Below are 13671 nucleotides of genomic sequence, written 5' to 3' on the forward strand. Positions count from 1 at the left end.
GTCCACACCCGTCCGCCGCCGTCCACACCCGTCGCACCGGGTGTGGACGCCCGGCAGGGGGTGTGGACGGCGGCGGCCGGGGCGGGTCAGAGCAGCGGGGCCTGCGCGGGCAGCGTGATCACGTGCGCGACGTGGTCGGTCGGGACCAGCCGCACGAAGTTGTACTCGCCCCAGCGGTAGGTCTCGCCCGACACCTCGTCGTGCACCTCGACGACGTCGGTGTACCGCAGCCCCAGCGCCGGCATGTCCAGCTTCAGGGTGCCCTGCTGCGGGGCCGTCGGGTCCAGCGTGCAGACCACGAGCACCTGGTCACCGGTGGACGGGTCCAGCTTGGAGAACGCGATGACGTTCGTGTTGTCCACCTCGTGGAAGTGGATCTCGCGCAGCTGCTGGAGCGCCGGGTGGGCGCGGCGGATCTCGTTGAGCCGGGTCACGTACGGCTCCAGCGAGCGCCCCTGGTTCAGGGCGGACTCGAAGTCCCGCGGGCGCAGCTCGTACTTCTCCGAGTCCAGGTACTCCTCGCTGCCCGGCTTGACCGGGGTGCCCTCGTACAGCTCGAAGCCGGAGTAGACGCCCCAGGTGGGCGACATCGTCGCGGCCAGGGTCGCCCGGATCGCGAACATCGCCGGGCCGCCGGTCTGCAGCGACTCGTGGAGGATGTCCGGGGTGTTGGTGAACAGGTTGGGGCGGCACTCGTCGGCGTGCTCGGCGTGCATCGTCGCGAAGTCGGCGAGCTCCTCGGCCTCGGTCCGCCACGTGAAGTACGTGTAGGACTGGGTGAAGCCCAGCCGCGCCAGCCCGAACAGCCGGGCCGGGCGGGTGAACGCCTCGGCCAGGAACAGCACCTCCGGGTGGGTCCGCTTGACCTCCCAGATCAGCCAGTGCCAGAAGTTCGGCGGCTTGGTGTGCGGGTTGTCGACCCGGAAGATCGTCACCCCGTGCTCGACCCACTTGAGCACCACGCGCAGGCACTCGGCGTAGATGCCGGCCGGGTCGCGGTCGAAGTTCAGCGGGTAGATGTCCTGGTAGCGCTTCGGCGGGTTCTCCGCGTAGGCGATCGTCCCGTCCGGGCGCACGGTGAACCACTCCGGGTGCTCGGTGACCCAGGGGTGGTCGGGCGCGCACTGCAGCGCCAGGTCGAGCGCGATCTCCATGCCGAGCTCGTTCGCCCGCGCGACGAACGCGTCGAAGTCGTCGAAGTCGCCCAGCTCCGGGTCGATCGCGTCGTGCCCGCCCGCGGCGGAGCCGATCGCCCACGGGGAGCCGACGTCGCCCGGCTCGGCGTGGGTGGAGTTGTTGCGGCCCTTGCGGTGCACCGTGCCGACCGGGTGGATCGGCGGCAGGTAGACGACGTCGAAGCCCATCCGCGCGACGCGGTCGAGCTCCTTCGACGACGTCGCGAACGTGCCGTGCACCGGGCGGCCGGTCTCGTCGCGCCCGCCGGTGGAGCGGGGGAAGAACTCGTACCAGGACCCGTACAGCGCGCGGGGCCGGTCGACGAAGATCGTCCGTTCCGGGCCGCGGGTGATGAGCTCCCGGACGGGACGCTCGACCATGATCGCGACGACGGCGTCGAACAGGGCGGGGGCGACCCGCGCGCGCAGCGGCAGCGCGGTGTCCCGCAGCGTGTTCGCGGCGCCGAGCAGCAGGTCGCGGCTGTCCTTCTCGGCCGGGCGACGCCCGACCCTGGCGAGCAGCCGGGCGCCGACCTCGAGGTCGTTGGCCAGCTCCTCGGCCGTCTGGCCCGCGGCGATCTTCTTCTCCACGCCCGAGCGCCAGGTCGCCCACGGGTCGCTCCACGCGTCGACGCGGAAGGTCCAGCGACCCTCGGCGTCGGGGCGGACCCAGGCCACGAAGCGGTCGGTGCCCACCCCGTCGGGCTGCATCCGCACGTACTGCGCGTCGCCCGGCGTCCCGTCGGCCGACAGCGGGGTGAACACGACGTTCGCCGCGACGGCGTCATGTCCCTCCCGCCACACGGTCGCCCGGATCGGGACGACCTCGCCGACCACGGCCTTGGCCGGGTCTCCGCTCTCCACGAACGGGGTCACGTCGTCGATTCCGAGCCGACCGGTCATCGGCTGCACCCCCAGGAAATTGTCACCGTCGGTAGAAGTCCCACCAGAGTCGAGACGGCCAGTCTGACGCCGCCACGTCACCTGTCGCCACACCCGCGGGACCATCGGCGTGAACGGATCGGAACGGATGTGGACGGAACCGATTCGACGTGCACGGACCCACTGATCCCGCGGCAGTGCGACCCTACCGGTGGGACCCCGTCACGGCCGGGCGGGACACCGCGTGCGTGTCGGTGTTCCCGGCTACCCTCGCGGCCGTGAGAGCCCTCCGTCGTTTCACCGTCCGTGCCCAGCTCCCCGCTCCGCTCGCGCCGCTGCAGACACTGGCGACGAACCTGCGGTGGACCTGGCACGCGCCGACCCGGGAACTGTTCGCCTCCCTCGACCCCGACGCCTGGGACGCCAGCGGACAGGACCCGGTCCGCCTGCTCGGCGAGATCCCCGCCGGCCGCCTGGCCGAGCTCGCCGCGGACGACGCGGTCGCCGCCGAGGTCGCCGAGCGGGCCGCGGAGCTGGAGACCTACCTGTCCGAGCCGCGCTGGTACCGCGGCGCGGACGCCGACGGCGCGGGCAGGCCGTCGGCCGTCGCGTACTTCTCGATGGAGTTCGGCGTCTCGGAGGTGCTGCCCAACTACTCCGGCGGGCTCGGCGTGCTCGCCGGCGACCACCTCAAGGCCGCCTCGGATCTGGGCGTCCCGCTCGTCGCGGTGGGGCTGCTGTACCGGTCGGGGTACTTCCGCCAGTCCCTGTCGCTCGACGGCTGGCAGCTCGAGCACTACCCGGCGATCGACCCGCAGGGGCTGCCGCTGCAGCTGCTCACCGACGCCTCCGGCGCGCCGGAGCTCGTCGAGGTCGCGATGCCGGGGGACCGCACGCTGCACGCGCGGATCTGGCAGGCCGCGGTCGGGCGGGTCCCGCTGCTGCTGCTCGACACCGACATCGAGGAGAACGCCGGCTCCGACGACGGGGCCGACCTGCGCGGGGTCACCGACCGGCTCTACGGCGGCGACCAGAACCACCGCATCCAGCAGGAGATCCTCATCGGTGTCGGCGGGGTGCGCGCGGTCCGCGCGTTCTGCCGGCTCACCGGGCACCCGACGCCGGAGGTCTTCCACACCAACGAGGGCCACGCCGGGTTCCTCGGCTGCGAGCGGATCCGCGAGCTGTGCACCGGCTCGGCGGTGTCGTCCAACGGCGCGGGCCCGGCGACGGCGTCCGCGTCGTCCGGCGGGCTCGACTTCGATGAGGCGCTCGCCGCCGTCCGCGCGGGCACGGTGTTCACCACCCACACCCCGGTGCCCGCCGGCATCGACCGGTTCGGCCTGGACCTGGTCCGGCACTACCTGACCGACCGGCTGCTGCCGGGCCTGCCGACCGACCGGCTCCTCGAGCTCGGCGCCGAGGAGGACCCGGAGACGTTCAACATGGCGCACATGGGTCTGCGCCTGGCCCAGCGCGCCAACGGTGTCTCCCGGCTGCACGGGACGGTGTCGCGGGAGATGTTCGGCGGGCTGTGGGCCGGGTTCGACCGCGAGGAGGTGCCGATCGGCTCGGTCACCAACGGCGTGCACGGCCCCACCTGGGAGGCCCACCAGGTCACCGAGCTGCTCGGCGAGCCCGGCAGCAGCACCGCCGAGGTGTCCGACGCCGACGTGTGGGGCCTGCGCAACACGCTGCGGTCCCGGCTGGTCGACGAGGTCCGCCGCCGGGTGCGCGCCGCCTGGCTGGAGCGGGGTGCGTCCGAGCCGGAGCTGGGCTGGACCGACCACGTCTTCGACCGCGACGTGCTCACCGTCGGCTTCGCCCGCCGGGTCCCGACCTACAAGCGGCTCACGCTGATGCTGCGCGACGCCGACCGGCTCCGCAGCCTGCTGCTCGACCCGCACCGGCCGGTGCAGCTCGTCGTCGCGGGGAAGTCGCACCCCGCCGACGACGGCGGCAAGGCGCTCATCCAGCAGATCGTGCGCTTCGCCGACGACGCCGGCGTGCGCCACCGCATCGTCTTCCTGCCCGACTACGACATGTCGATGGCCCGCTACCTCTACTGGGGCTGCGACGTCTGGCTGAACAACCCGCTGCGCCCGCTGGAGGCCTGCGGCACCTCCGGCATGAAGTCCGCGCTCAACGGCGGGCTGAACCTGTCCATCCGCGACGGCTGGTGGGACGAGTTCTACGACGGCGCCAACGGCTGGGCCATCCCCACCGCCGACGGCGTCGAGGACCCGACCCGGCGCGACGACCTGGAGGCCAACGCCCTCTACGAGCTCATCGCCACCCAGGTCGGCCCCGCGTTCTACGACCGCGTCGACGGCGTCCCGCACCGCTGGGTCGAGATGGTCCGCCACACCCTCACCACCCTGCGGCCGAAGGTGCAGGCCACCCGGATGGTGCGGGAGTACGTGCAGGACTGGTACACCCCGGCCGCCCGCGCCGCCGCGGACGCGGCCGCGTCGGACTACGCCGTCGCCCGCGACATCGCGCAGTTCCGGGCCCGGCTGAACAAGGCGTGGAACCACGTCCGGATCACCGGCGTCGACGCGTCCGGGCTGCCCGACACCCCGGTCGTGGGGTCGCCGATGACGGTCCGGGCGGGGGTGGACCTGGCCGGGCTGGACCCGTCGGACGTGACGGTCGAGGCCGTCGTCGGGCGGGTCGACTCCTCCGACGAGCTGGCGGACCCGGTGACCGTCGCGATGGAGCACCGCGGCGACGGGTCCTGGGAGGTCGCCGTGCCGTTGCCGCACGCGGGGCTGACCGGGTACACGGTGCGGGTGCTGCCGCACCACCCGCACCTGGCGTCGTCGGTCGAACTGGGGCGGATCGTCCTGGCGGGCTAGCGCAGCGTGGTCCGGCTCGTGCTGCGCTCACCCCGCGGGGCGACGGTGGTCAGCGCGAGCTCCCGCGGTCCCGGGGGCAGCGCGCCGACCACGATGTCCTGGGTGGTGGCGTAGCCGCCGCAGGTGCCCGACCAGAGCACCCGGCCGGCCGTCGCGAGCGTGCAGGGCCCGGAGACGTACGGGTCGACCGGGGCCTCGCGGACGGCGCGCACGTGCACGGTGCCGTCGGCGGCGCGGGCCGCGGTGATCGACATCGTGAGGGCGCACGGGGCCCGCTCGCCGAACGTGGTGAGGACGGCGGGCCCCGGCTCGGACCGGCTCTCGTCGACGTCGCGGGTCACCGCGCGCACCGACACCGTGAACGGCGCGACGCAGTAGTCGCCGTACACCGGGGCGCTGGTGGTGGTCTCGGTCGAGGCCGAGTGGAGGACGGCGCCCGCGTGGTCGCGGACCTCGACGTCGTAGTGGGTGCGCAGGGCGCCCTCGTTCTCGACGGGCGGGGACCAGGACACCTGCAGGCCGAGGCCGCGGGCGCCGCTGCCGGGTACGGGGGAGACCTGCAGGGCCTGCACCGGGCCGGGCGCGGTGAGCGCCTCGGCCGGGGGCGACGGCGGGGCGGGGGTCGCCGCCGTCGTGAGCAGGGCGGTGGTGGCCACGGCGGCGACGGCGGTGGCGGCACGGAGAAGACGGGGGAGCGCTCGGGGCACGTGGACTCCAGTTCCACGGGGACAGATGCACTCGGCGTATCGGAGCAGTGTTGACCTACGTCACACGATGGAGCGGAATACGCCCGTTCGGCCTAGCAGCGGTGTGGCGGTCAGTCGCCGCAGACGGGCAGCGGTGGGTGGGCGCCGGGGACCTCGCCGTGCTGGGGGAAGTACCAGGTCAGCGTGCGGTAGGCCGGGCGCCCGGCGCAGGAGCCCGGGTCGGCCGCGACCACCGTCGCGCGTTCCCGGGTCGCGGCGGCGAGCGGCTGCCCGGGGGCGGCGTAGGCGGCCGTCCCGGTGCCGGTGGCGGTCGGGCCGCCCCAGCTCTGCCACGTCAGGTCCTCGACGATGCCGGTGGAGCTCGCCCCGCCGAGGTCGACCAGCGACGGTCGCGGGGTCCCGAGGCCGCGGGCCTGCGGCCGGTCCGGGCTGCCGAGCACGATCGTCACCGGCGGTCCGGTACTCGTCGACGTCGAGTCCGACGGCGCGGCGACGGCGGACGCGCTCGGGCCCGCCGCGGTCTCCGCGCCGCGGGTCGGGGCGAGCGGGGAGGAACCCGCGCAGCCCGCGCCCAGGACGCCGACCAGCAGGACGGCCGGGAGCACGAGCACCACGCGCCGGGCCGCCCGCGACGTCTCACCGCCCGCCGGACAGTGGCCCGCCGGACCGTGGCCCGCCGGACCGTGGCCCGAGGGGGCGGGACCCGTCGTCGGCAAGGGGTCAGCCGCCGCAGCACCCGCCGCCGCAGCAGTCCCCGCCGCCACCGGCCGGGGCCATCGCGGGCCGCGGCGCGGCACCGGACCGGCCGCCGAGCGCGATCGTCGAGAGCAGCTTGACGGTGTCCGCGTGCCCGTGCGGGCAGTCCGCCGGGTCCGACGACGCGGCCATCGGCCGTTCGACCTCGAACGTCGTGCTGCACTCGCGGCAGCGGAACTCGTAGCGCGGCATGCGCGGAGCCTACGCCGCGCGGCCGGTCCGTCCCAGCCTCGCGACCACCCCGGACCGCCGGTCAGCGGCTGCGCAGCAGGCGTACCGAGCGGGGCGGCAGGACGACCGTCGCCCCGGCGTCGAGCGGGGTGGTGTCGACGGGGGTGCCGTCGGGCGCGGTCGAGTCCAGGACCGGGTCGAAACCGTGGTCGCTGGGCAGCACGCAGTCGGCGGGCTCGTCGCCGGCGTGCAGGACCAGTAGCCAGTAGTCGGCCAGCAGCAGCGCGAGGGTGCGACGGCCGCCGTCGTGCCAGTCGCCGGGCTCCATCGGCCGCCCGGACGGGTCCCACCAGAGGACCTCACCGTCGACGTAGAACTGGTCGCGGTGCAGCACCGGGGACTCGCGGCGCAGCGCGGCGACCTTGGCGGTGAACGCCTCCATCGCCGCGGTCTCGTCGGTGCGGGTCCAGTCCACCCAGGAGGTCTCGTCGTCGCGGCAGTAGGCGTTGTTGTTGCCGCCCTGGGTGCGCCAGCGCTCGTCGCCGCCGGTGATCATCGGGGTGCCGATCGACAGCAGCAGCGTCGCCATCATCGCCCGGGCCGTGGCCTGCCGGGCGGCGCGGATGCCGGCGTCGTCGGTCGGGCCCTCGGCGCCGTGGTTCTGCGAACGGTTGTCGTCGGTGCCGTCGCGGTTGTTCTCGCCGTTGCCCTCGTTGTGCTTGCGCTCGTAGGACACGAGGTCGCGCAGGGTGAAGCCGTCGTGAGCGGTGACGAAGTTGACCGAGGCCCACGGGCGACGCCCGGAGAGCTGGTAGATGTCGGAGCTGCCGGTCAGCCGCGACGCCAGCTCGGCGACGCCGCCGTGACCGCGCCAGAAGTCGCGCACCGCGTCGCGGTAGCGGCCGTTCCACTCCGACCAGGCGACGCCGAAGCCGCCGACCCGGTACCCCTCGCCGGTCGCGTCCCACGGCTCGGCGATCAGCTTGCAGGTCGACAGCGTCGGGTCCTGCGCGATCGCGGTGAGCAGCGCGGAGTCCGGCGAGAACGGGCCCGACCGCGGGCGGCCGAGCACCGAGGCGAGGTCGATCCGGAACCCGTCGACGCCGTAGGCGTGCACCCAGTGCCGCATGGCGTCGCAGACCAGCCGGATGACCGTGGGGGAGCCGGCGTCGAGGGTGTTGCCGGTGCCGGTGATGTCGGCGTCGTGCCCGGACCCGCCGAGCGAGTAGTACGCCGGCGCGTCGAGGCCGCGGTAGGACAGGGTGGTGCCGCCGACCCCGCCCTCGCAGGTGTGGTTGGGGACGATGTCGAGGATGACCTCGATCCCGGCCGCGTGCAGGGTGTCGACGAGGTAGCGGAACTCGGCGACCTCGTTGCCGGGGTCCGAGGCGTAGCCGGCGTGCGGGGCGAGGAAGCCCAGCGTGGCGTAGCCCCAGTAGTTCGACGCGCCCCGCTCCAGCAGCGGCGGCTCCGGCGCGTTGGCCTGCACCGGCAGCAGCTCGACGGCCGTCACCCCGGTGCGCTGCAGCTGCGCGATGACCGCCGGGTGGGCCAGCCCGAGGTAGGTGCCGCGGTGCGCCTCGGGCACCTCGGGGTGGAGCCTGGTCCAGCCGCGCACGTGGATCTCCGAGATCACCGTCTCCGACCACGGCACGTCCGGGCGGGGCGGGCGGGGCGCCAGGTCGGTCGCGGTGACGACCGACAGCGGCACCGACCCGAGCGAGTCGACGGTGCTGGGGCGCCCCGACATCGGGTCGCCGTCCCACCCGCGGGCGGCGACGGCGTCGGTCACCCGGCCGGTGATCCGGGCCGCGTACGGGTCGACGAGGATCTTGTGCGGGTTCGCGCGCAGCCCCTCGAACGGCCGGTACGCACCGTGCACGCGGTAGCCGTAGCGCTGGCCGGGCCGCACCCCGGGCACGTGGCCGTGCCACACGCCGAAGGTGTGCTCGCGCAGCTCGACGCGCCGCTCGGTGAGACCACCGCCCTCACCGTCGGCGGCGCCGTCGATCAGGCACACCTCGACGGTCTCGGCGCTGGTGGTGGCGACCGCGAAGCGGGTCCCGTGGTCGTCGGGGTGGGCACCGAGGGGGAAGACAGGCACGATCGGCCAGGATAGGGGGGTGACTTCGCCCCGAACCCCGTCCGCGCCCGGTGTCACACCCGTTTCCACCCCGATCGACGACGAGGACGTGGTCGTCGGGATGGACGGCGCCACCGTCCGCCGCGGCGACACCACCCTGCTCGATGCCGTCGACTGGCGGGTGGAACTCGACGAGCGCTGGGTCGTCCTCGGCCCGAACGGCGCCGGCAAGACGACCATGCTCCGCCTCGCCGGTGCCGAGCTGCACCCGACCTCCGGCACCGTCTACGTGCTCGGCGAGCGCATGGGCCGGGTCAACGTCTTCGAGCTCCGCACCCGGATCGGCCTCACCTCGGCCAACCTGGGCGTCCGGATCCCGGGCGACGAGATCGTCTCCGACGTCGTCGTCTCCGCGGGCTACGCGGTCCTCGGGCGCTGGCGCGAGGAGTACGAGCGCGACGACACCGGCCGCGCCGAGCAGCTCCTGGGCCAGCTCGGCATGGCGGGATTCGCCGGGCGCGCGTACGGCACGCTCTCCGAGGGCGAGCGCAAGCGCACCCTGATCGCCCGCGCGCTGATGACCGACCCGGAGCTGCTGCTGCTCGACGAGCCCGCCGCCGGGCTCGACCTCGGCGGCCGCGAGGACCTCGTCACCCGGCTCGCCGACCTCGCCGACGACCCGTACGCCCCGGCGTCGGTGCTGGTCACCCACCACGTCGAGGAGATCCCGCCGAACTACAGCCACGGGCTGCTGCTGCGTGAGGGGCGTGTGGTCGCCGCGGGGCTCCTGGACGAGGTCATGACCTCCGAGCCGCTGTCGGAGACGTTCGGGCTGCCGCTGACCGTCGAGCGTCGCGGCAACGGACGGTTCACCGCCTACCGGCGCGACTGAGGCCGGGGCCGCGTGGGCCGTCCGGCCCAGCCGGGAGCACCGGTCCGCGCCGCCGGTTGGCGAGGGATCCCCCTCGGATGGGCCGTTCGCCGCCTTCGCGACGTACGTCTGGGCCGGTCGCACGCGATGGTCGTGATCAGCTGTGGGCCGGAGAACCCGGCCGGCACGACGACCGGACGGAAGGTGCACGATGTCGGCTCCCCGACGCGACGACCCCACGCGGCCCCAGCGCCGCTCTGCGGCCCCGCGGCAGTCACTGGTCGCAGGACTGACCGCGCTCACCGCCGTCGGGGTGTTCGGGGCGGCCATGGCCGGTGCGCCGGCGGGGAAGGCCACCGACTCCACCGAGGAGTGGGCCGCCTGGGCCGCGGGACAGCGGAACGAGGCGCGGCAGCCGGACGACGCGGAGATCCTGGCATCGCGCGACGCCGCCCCGGAGTCCGCGCCGGAGTCCGCCCCGTCCCCGTCGGCCGCGGCCGGGCCGAAGCTGCCGTCGCTCGACGGCGTCGGCGTGGACGAGCCGGAGGTCGTGGCCCCCGAGGCGCTGCTGCCGGCGGTGCCCCCGGCGCCGTCCGTGCTCGGTCCGATCGTGGCGGCCGCACCGGTGCCCGCGGCCCCCGTCGCGCTGCCCGCACCCGTGGCGGCGGCCCCGGTCTCGCTGCCGGTGCCCGCCGCCCCCGTGCGGGAGGTCGTGACCCCGGTGGCCGAGTCGGCCGGAGAGGCCACCGACACCGTCGGCAGGTCCGTCGCGACGACGCTCGAACGGCCCGTGGAGACCGTGGACTCCGCCGCCGCGCCCGTCACGTCCCTGGTCGCGGGTGACCGGCCGTCCGACACCTCCGGTTCCGCGACCGCCGAGGGCGCCGCCGACCTGCCGACCCGCGCCGACCGGCAGGAGGAGGTCGCCGAGGCCCTCACGGCGCTGGGCGTGCTGGCCCCGGCCGAGGCCCCGGCGTCGAGCGGCCCCGCGCAGCAGACGGAGGAGCTCGTGGCCGAGGGCACGCAGCAGTCCGGACCGGCGCAGACCGCCCCCGAGCAGACCGCCCCCGAGCAGACGGCCCCCGAGCAGACGGCGCCCGCGCAGACCGCCCCGGCGCAGACCGCCCCCGAGGAGACCGCGCCGGCGCCGACCGCACCGGCGGTGCAGGAGGCGCTCGCCGCCGAGGGCACGCCGCAGTCCGCTCCAGTGGCCGCCGCTCCCGAGGGGGTCTCCGAGCGGGAGGCGCTCTCGCTCGCCGACCAGTGGATCGCGCGGATGACGACCGGCGCGACCGAGCGCGGGCGGCTGCCCGAGCTGCTCGCGCAGGCGCCGTCCCGCGGGGCGGCAGTCGCCGGGCAGCCCGAGCGCCGGCTCGGCGCGGACGACACGTCCGCCCGGACCGCCACCGGCTCCGCCGCGGGCGACGCGGCGCCGAGCCGGACCGTCCCGGAGGAGACCACCCCGGACACGACCGGCCGGGACGGGTCCGACCTCCCGAGTGCCGAGGAGGCGTCGGACGGCGCGATCGAGCAGCGGGCGGCCGAGTTCATGGCGGCCCAGCAGCAGGCGGCCCAGCAGCAGGCGGCCGAGCGGAAGGCGGCCGAGCAGAAGGCCGCCGAGCGGAGGGCAGCCGAGCAGGAAGCCGCCGAGCAGGAGGCCGCCGAGCGCCGGGCCGAGCAGAAGGCGGCGGAGCGCGAGGCGGCCGAGCAGCGGGCGACCGAACGCCGGGCGGCCGCGGAGCGTGCCGAGCGGCAGCAGGCCGAGGAGGAGCAGAAGGCCTCGGAGCAGTGCTCGACCGACGCGTCGTCGCTGTCGGTCTCGGTGAAGCAGAACGACGAGGGCCAGGTGACGGCCGTGCGCATCTCCGGCTTCGACGAGCACTGCTCGGGCCGGACCGCCCACGTCACCGTGAACACCGAGGACGGCGGCACGTCCGCGACGAAGACGATCAGTGGTTCCTCGGTGACCGTCTCCCTGGACGAGCCGGTCGACCCCTCGTCGGTGAGGTCGACCGAGGTGTCGGTCGGCTGAGGACGGAGGCCGGACTGTGCAGGACCGGACGTCGCAGGACCCGGCGACGGGTGACGCCACCGACGAGTGGGTCCCCGTCGACTGGACGGTGACCTGGGACGCGGGGCGCCCGGAGAGGTCCACGGAGGACGCCGGGCAGCCCCACCGTCCTGCTCCGGCGACCGGTCCGGAGCCGGAGCCGCCGGTCCGGTCGTCCCCGGCTCCGACGCCGTCCCCAGGCCCGACGCCGTCCCCGGCTCCCGCACAGTCCCCGGCGCGGACGTCGTCGCCGCGCACGGCGCTGGCTGCCGGACCGGCATCGCCCGCGGAGCCGCCGGCGTCGGTCCCCGTGTCACCGGCCCGCGACCGGGGAGGCGCTGCCGACACCGGGGCGCCGGTCCGGGACACGGCCGGGTCCGCCGGGCCGCCGGGACCCGCGAGCGCGGCCGACCCCGAGACCCGCGCCCTGCGGGTGACCCCGCCGGCGGCACCCGCGACGTCCACCGAGCGGGTGGGACGGGCGACCGGGGAGACCACCGGTGCACGGCCCGGCGATGCCGGCACGACCGGCACCGGACCCACGCCGTCGCCCGCCGACCGGCCCGCGTCCGACGGCCCGGACTCGTCCGACGGGAGGACCGGGACCACCGAGAAGACCGGGACGCCCGGGAGCACCGAGAGGTCCGGGACGACCGAGAAGACCGGGACGCCCGGGACCACCGAGAGGACCGGGACCACCGAGAGGACCGGGAGGACCGGGGAGACCGGGACCGCCGGGGAGGCCGCACCCCCGGCCACGACGGCGATCCCGGTGGTCACGGGCCGCCCCACCCCGGCCGCCGGGAAGGCCGCCCCACCGGTGGGCACCGGCTCCGCGACCGGTCCGGTGCCCCGTGGCGGAGCCGACCGACCGACACCGCCCCGCGGGCGGGGGCACCCGCCGTCCCGGCCACCCGCCTCGCCGCCGGGCGGACCTCCGCCCGGACCGGGCGCCGGGCGACCGCCCGCCGCGCCGCAGCACCCGGACGCTCCGCCCCGGCCGCGCCGGTCCGCACCGCCCGCCGGCCCGCGGCCCGCGCCGGTCCCGCTCCCGGCCGAGCGCGCCGGCCCGGTCCGGCCCGTCGCGCCGAACGCGCCCATCCGCTATGCCGGGGACCAACCGATGCACGGCTGGCGGCGCGGCGTCTACGCCGTCACCGCGGGCCGCTACAACCCCGGGCCGTCCCCGGCCCAGCTCGCCCGCCAGGAGCTCATCCAGCAGATCCGCCGACCGCTGGCCGGGGTCCGGCGGATCGCGGTCGCCTCGATCAAGGGCGGCGTCGGCAAGACGACCGTGTCGGCGTTGCTGGGGCTGGTCCTGGCGGAGAACCGCGGCGACCGGATCGTCGCCCTCGACGCCAACCCCGACGCGGGCACCCTGGCCGACCGGCTCACCGGCGACACGTCCGCGACGGTCCGCGAGCTGCTCGCGGGGGCCGCACACGCGTCGTCGGTCCACGATCTCGACCGCTTCAGCAGCCTGGCCGGACGCCTGCGGGTCATCGCCTCGGAGCAGGACCCGGCGGCGGGGGAGTCGTTCAGCCGGGAGGAGTACGAGGCGGTCTGCGGGCTGATCGGCCGGTTCGCCAACGTGCTCGTCACCGACTCGGGGACCGGCCTCGTGCACTCGGCGATGGAGGGGACGCTGACGCTGGCGGACGCGCTCGTCGTCGTCGGGACCCCGACCGTCGACGGGGCGACCCGGGCGTCGAGGACCCTGGACTGGCTGCACGGGCACGGGTTCTCCGCCCTCGCCGAGCAGGCCGTCGTCGTCCTGTCCCAGGACCGGTGGAGCCGGGAGATCGACCGGGACCTGGTCCGCAGGCACTTCGAGTCCCGTGTCCGCGCCGTCGTGGAGCTGCCGTTCGACCAGCACCTCGCGCACGGGGGCCGGATCGACCTGTCCCGGCTGGCGCCGGCCACCGTCGACGCGGTTCTCCTGCTCGCCGCCCGGATCACCGACGGTTTCGACGGCTGATCCCCGCGGCCGACGGGGGAAACCCCCGTGTTCGGTGTGCGCACGGAGCACCGGGCCGAACCGCGTGCCCGGCGCGGCCATGATCGACGGTGGATCGGGTCCGTCCCGCCGGGGGCGGTGGACGCGTGCCCGAGGAGAGC

Annotated in this window: 9 protein-coding genes; 4 read left to right on the forward strand and 5 right to left on the reverse strand. The window is 75.5% G+C overall.

Annotation, left to right across the window (positions count from 1 at the left end; translation table 11 throughout):
• Window positions 1-86: 86 nt before the first annotated feature.
• A complete protein-coding gene (locus KPL57_RS01620) occupies window positions 87-2078 on the reverse strand; it encodes an alpha-1,4-glucan--maltose-1-phosphate maltosyltransferase (protein WP_226350111.1) in 1992 nt (663 codons plus the stop codon).
• Window positions 2079-2335: 257 nt separating this feature from the next.
• Here KPL57_RS01620 and glgP point away from each other — a divergent pair, with 257 nt between their 5' ends.
• Complete coding sequence (gene glgP, locus KPL57_RS01625) at window positions 2336-4915, forward strand: alpha-glucan family phosphorylase (protein WP_226350112.1); 2580 nt, start codon at window positions 2336-2338, stop codon at window positions 4913-4915.
• On the opposite strand, the gene KPL57_RS01630 is transcribed toward glgP, so the two are convergent.
• The 4 genes from KPL57_RS01630 to glgX form a co-directional block, all read right to left on the reverse strand.
• Window positions 4912-5622 carry a fibronectin type III domain-containing protein gene (locus KPL57_RS01630; protein WP_226350113.1) on the reverse strand — a complete coding sequence of 237 codons (711 nt, stop codon included), beginning with the start codon at window positions 5620-5622 and terminating at the stop codon, window positions 4912-4914. The two genes, glgP and KPL57_RS01630, sit on opposite strands and share 4 nt — an antisense overlap.
• A 110-nt stretch (window positions 5623-5732) precedes the next feature.
• Window positions 5733-6236 carry a hypothetical protein gene (locus tag KPL57_RS01635; RefSeq protein ID WP_226350114.1) on the reverse strand — a complete coding sequence of 168 codons (504 nt, stop codon included), beginning with the start codon at window positions 6234-6236 and terminating at the stop codon, window positions 5733-5735.
• Between the two features lie 106 nt (window positions 6237-6342).
• Window positions 6343-6570 (reverse strand): zinc ribbon domain-containing protein, encoded by a 228-nt coding sequence (locus KPL57_RS01640; protein ID WP_226350115.1) that lies wholly within the window; start codon window positions 6568-6570, stop codon window positions 6343-6345.
• A 61-nt stretch (window positions 6571-6631) separates the two neighbouring features.
• On the reverse strand, window positions 6632-8653 hold the full coding sequence (gene glgX / locus KPL57_RS01645; protein WP_226350116.1) for a glycogen debranching protein GlgX: 2022 nt from the start codon (window positions 8651-8653) through the stop codon (window positions 6632-6634).
• 100 nt (window positions 8654-8753) lie between these two features.
• Here glgX and KPL57_RS01650 point away from each other — a divergent pair, with 100 nt between their 5' ends.
• From KPL57_RS01650 to KPL57_RS69235, 3 genes are all read left to right on the forward strand, one after another.
• Window positions 8754-9524: an ABC transporter ATP-binding protein gene (locus KPL57_RS01650; RefSeq protein ID WP_226350629.1), complete on the forward strand. Its 771-nt coding sequence runs from the start codon at window positions 8754-8756 to the stop codon at window positions 9522-9524.
• A 190-nt stretch (window positions 9525-9714) separates the two neighbouring features.
• Complete coding sequence (locus tag KPL57_RS01655; protein ID WP_226350117.1) at window positions 9715-11535, forward strand: hypothetical protein; 1821 nt, start codon at window positions 9715-9717, stop codon at window positions 11533-11535.
• A 16-nt stretch (window positions 11536-11551) separates the two neighbouring features.
• A complete protein-coding gene (locus KPL57_RS69235) occupies window positions 11552-13531 on the forward strand; it encodes an AAA family ATPase (RefSeq protein WP_308252764.1) in 1980 nt (659 codons plus the stop codon).
• Window positions 13532-13671: the final 140 nt, after the last annotated feature.

The organism is Pseudonocardia sp. ICBG601, from assembly GCF_020496245.1.